Source organism: Cyclobacterium xiamenense, assembly GCF_009467825.1.
GTDB classification, from domain to species: domain Bacteria; phylum Bacteroidota; class Bacteroidia; order Cytophagales; family Cyclobacteriaceae; genus Cyclobacterium; species Cyclobacterium xiamenense.
In genome coordinates this window covers 1-4,663 of sequence record NZ_WIOK01000065.1, presented here as the reverse complement: position 1 = coordinate 4,663, position 4,663 = coordinate 1, and the positions used below count along the sequence as shown (strand labels likewise).

At 41.7% G+C, this 4,663-nt stretch carries 2 protein-coding genes; both read right to left on the bottom strand.

Annotated elements, in window-relative coordinates:
* Positions 1-342 precede the first annotated feature (342 nt).
* Positions 343-3,570 (bottom strand): type I restriction endonuclease subunit R, encoded by a 3,228-nt coding sequence (locus tag GCU44_RS22795; RefSeq protein WP_154859692.1) that lies wholly within the window; start codon positions 3,568-3,570, stop codon positions 343-345.
* Between the two features lie 3 nt (positions 3,571-3,573).
* Positions 3,574-4,581: a Shedu immune nuclease family protein gene (locus GCU44_RS22790; RefSeq protein WP_154859691.1), complete on the bottom strand. Its 1,008-nt coding sequence runs from the start codon at positions 4,579-4,581 to the stop codon at positions 3,574-3,576.
* Positions 4,582-4,663 lie beyond the last annotated feature (82 nt).

The window sequence follows — 4,663 nt, the reverse complement described above, 5'->3', positions numbered from 1 at the left end:
AAAAACCCGATCCGGTCCTTCGTGGACTTCGAGGTTACCGGATACTTGCTTCCGGAGCCTTACCAACATCCCCAACTTCACCTGCCTGTCCTGTAACGGTGTCGGCTATGCGTAGTGCGGAATTTCAGGGCACTTCACTGTCCGCCTGCCGTAAAGTTTGTTTGATGTAATTACTTTCATATCAGCACTTTCCCCCGCATTACGTATAGCCATTGTTGTGCGGTCGTACTTTTTCTTTTTTCGTCCGTGCGCTGGCTCAGACACACTCTTTGACAAGCTTTGGCTTGTGCGGCTGCTTTGAGCGGCTTGGCAATGTGTGTGGCTGTTGAGCGTTGGCATTATTTAGTCGGTTGTTAATTCTTTTGCAATCATTTCCGCTTGTTTCAATACAGTCTCTGTTGCTAGTTTTTGCATGTCTGGTGGATAGCCGTATTGTCTCAATGTCCGCTTGATGATAACTTTCAATTTTGCTCTTACACTTTCCTTGATTGTCCAGTCGATGGAAGCATTTTGCTTTACTCGTTCGGTCAAAATCACAGCGAGTTCTCTCAGCTTGTCTTGCTGCATGAGCTGTTTGGCGGAATCGTTGTTTGCAACTGCGGTGTAGAAAGCATATTCAAAGTCAGTCAGTCCAAGTTTTTTAGCTTCACTGTCCATGTTCACGATTTCCTTACTCAACTTGATGAGTTCGTCCATCACTTCGGCTGCCGTCAAAATCTTGTTGTGGTACTTCTTAATCGAATTTTCTAACATTTCCTTTAACGACCTACTCTGAACCAAGTTCTTTTTGGAACGTGCTTTTATTTCATCATTAAGTAGTTTTTTCAAAACTTCCAGAGCCACATTTTTGTGTTCCATTCCTTTGAGTTCCATCAGGAAGTCCTCGGATAGAATGGAAATGTCTGGCTTCTTGATTCCTGCCGCATCAAAGACATCAATCACTTGCTCCGAAACCAAAGCTTGGTCTATGACTTGACGAATGGTTGTTTCAATTTCTTCATCGGTTCTGCCTGAACCTGTACCGTCAAACTTGGCTAAACGAGCTTTTACTGCTTGAAAAAATGATACTTCATCTTTTACGTCCATGGCTTGTTCATGCGGAACGGCAATCGCAAAGGCTTTGGACAAAGCGGTTACTTCGTTGATGTATCTTTTCTTTCCGTCCTCCAGTCCGAGAATGTGTTCTTCGGCTGCCAGAATCATAGAAAGCTTTTGTCCAGTCTCTGCTTGGAAATAGTCTTCATAAGGGAAGCCGCTGTACATCTGCGAAACCACTTCCAGTTTTTCCAGCATCAATTCAACCGCTTGGGCTTGGGCAATTGTTGGGTCACCTTTTCCACCTGCATCTGAGTAAAACGAGAGTGCTTTTTTCAAATCAGAAGCAATGCCCAAATAATCCACCACCAAACCACCTGGCTTGTCTTTGTACACTCGGTTGACCCTTGCAATGGCCTGCATTAGGTTGTGACCTTTCATGGGTTTGTCGATGTAAAGCGTGTGCATACTTGGTGCATCAAAACCAGTAAGCCACATGTCTCGAACAATCACCAGTTTAAGTTCATCGTCTGGGTCTTTCATTCGGTCAGCAAGCGTTCTTCTTTGTTGCTTGGTGGTATGATGTTTGGCGATTTTTGGCCCATCCGAAGAAGATGAAGTCATCACCACTTTAATCACACCTTTGTCCAAATCATCTGAATGCCAATCGGGGCGTACTTTGATGATTTCATCATATAGGTCAGCTGCAATTCTTCTGGACATGGCCACAATCATTCCCTTACCTTCAAATACTTCTTGGCGTTGACCAAAATGTTGAATGATGTCGTTGGCTACATTCTTGATGCGGTTTTCACTGCCGATCAAGGCTTCTAACTGTGTCCATTTGGCTTTGGCTTTTTGAGTTTCGGTGAGTTCTTCTCCATCCAATTCATTATCCAGTTCCTCTACCAGCTTTTTGCCTTCTTCGCTCAGGTTCACTTTCGCCAATCGGCTTTCGTAGTAAATGCGAACGGTTGCACCATCTTCTACCGCTTGGGCAATGTCATAGACATCAATGTAGTTTCCGAAAACGGCAGGGGTGTTTACATCAGTGCTTTCAATTGGTGTTCCCGTAAAACCAATATAGGTGGCGTTTGGCAAAGCATCACGCATGTACTTGGCAAAACCGTACACGGTTTTCTTTCCAATTACATTGCCATGTTCGTCTTTGTCGTCAACTGTTTTGGCTTTGAAACCATACTGCGTTCGGTGTGCTTCATCGGCAATCACTACAATATTTTCCCGTTCCGAAAGCGTTTCATACACATTGCCTTCTTCAGGTGAAAATTTTTGAATGGTGGTAAAAATTACACCGCCAGAAGCCACTTTTAGTTTTTCTTTTAAGTCGTTTCGGTTTTCAATTTGCTTTGGTTCTTGACGCAATAGCTGTGTTGAAGATGCAAAAGTGTCAAAGAGTTGGTCGTCCAAATCGTTGCGGTCCGTGATAACCACGACAGTGGGATTATCTAAAGCTAACACGATTTTGCCTGTGAAGAACACCATGGAAAGCGATTTGCCACTTCCTTGGGTATGCCAAACCACACCACCTTTTCGGTCGCCTTTGGGTTGTGATTTTACACCTGCAACTCCATAACTTTCAGGTGATTCCATCACCATACTGTTTGGCGTTTCTTTTTCTACTGTGTAACCTGTGGCTCGCATGGCAGATTCCACCGCTCGGTTAACGGCATAGTATTGATGATAAGCCGCTAATTTTTTAACGGTTGAAATGGTAGTAACGCCCGTTTTGGCATCTTCCTTTTTCGATTTTTCAAAAACGATGAAATGCCGAACCAAATCCAGCAAGGTTTCTTTATTGAGCATGCCATTTATGAGCGTTTCCATCTGACTCACCAAGTGCGATGCTTCTTCTTTACCGTCTGCCGATTTCCACGCCATAAAACGGCTCATGCCCGATGAAAGCGTTCCTGCTCTGGCTTCCAGTCCGTCTGAAATAATCGTAAAGGCATTGTAAGTAAACAAACTTGGAATGACCGCTTTGTAAGTTTCTATTTGGCGGAAAGCGGATTTGATGGTGGCGTTTTCATCTGCTGCATTTTTGAGTTCGATGACCACTAAAGGAATACCGTTGACAAACAGAATAACATCAGGGCGTTTGTTTACGCCATCTTCTACCACCGTAAACTGGTTGGCAACAATAAAATCGTTGTTTTTGGGTGTGTTGAAGTCGATTAACCAGACCAAATCACCTCTTTGCTGGCCGTCTTTTTGATAGCTGACTTTAATGCCTTCGGTCAATAAGCGATGAAAGCTTTCATTATTGGTCAATAATTCTGGCGAATGGATACGCTGAATCTCTTTGATGGCATCTTCTTGTGCAGCAGCTGGCACAGTCGGGTTGATTCTTCGTACTGCCTCTGCCATGCGATTGTTGAGTAGGATTTCTTCATAAGAATTCCGCTCTGGGTTTTCGCCATCATGGGCAATACTTGGTGCATAGATGTATTCATAGCCCAAATGCTCCAACAATTTGATAGCAAAATCTTCTATGCTATGTTCAGTTATTCTTGTCATTTGCTAATTCACTTTGCCCATCATAAGCTCTTTAAGGTTGTTGAATCTCGCTAGCAACTCATCGAAGGTTAATATTTCTACATCCTTGCTATTGCTTCGGAACAATTCAAATGAACCCAATTCTTTATCGTTCAAATCGGAAATTGACCCCATCAATACGACACACTTTGAATTGAAGGTTTCAAATCCTTTATCCTCACTATTCATCTTGTGAATGGCAAATTGTTTTTGAAAATTATCACGCTGATTGAGAACCTGTGAAATACCACCCGATAAATCGGAACTCATAGAAAACACATCATTTCCTCTGTAAGCTGACCCCTTCTTAACTAAGTCAGTTTTATGGGTTTTGATTTCGATAAATGCGACATTATTGGTAAGGTTGTTTTTAACTAGAAAGTCTGTAACCTTCCCGTTTTTATTTGAAATTCCTTTACCACCTACATAAGCCTCATCTTCATGTAAAATAATTGGAAAGGAAAAAATGTAGGAGAAAATCCAACTGTGTTTTTTTAGGAAGCCTTGCCATTTTTTCTCAAGGTTTTCGGTTTCTGTTTTTTGTTGCATAAGTTTCTCATACTCTGCGATTACGTCATCAATGTATTGCTCATCTATCGTCTCTTTAGTTTTTAGCAAACTTTCAGGTGAAATGAATCCATCTGCAAGCATTAGTTTTTCAAAGAGTTCCTTGATGGCTTCTTTATCAGTGTTTGAAAATTCATCGAGAGATTGTTTCCAAGTTGATAGTGCAGTAGATATTGAATTCTTTACATATTCCCTTTCAGCAGAATCAACCGCAGATGGAAACAGCTTATGAAGCTCTTCCGATGCAAGAACTTCTCTGTCTTGTTTCTGAATATCTAAATTGTGTTGGAAAACTTCATGAAGATTTATTAGGGCACTCTCTGAAAAGGTTAGTGTTTTTCTATCAGCACTAAATACGCTTTCACCTGTTTTTATGATTCTTATGGTGTCTGTTGGAAAACTAGCTTCAATTATAATACTCCCCAAAATTGAGACCAGAGGTTAAGTTAAAAAAAACGATTAAATTTAACCTTATGAACAAGCAAACAAGGAGGAAGTTTTCCGCAGA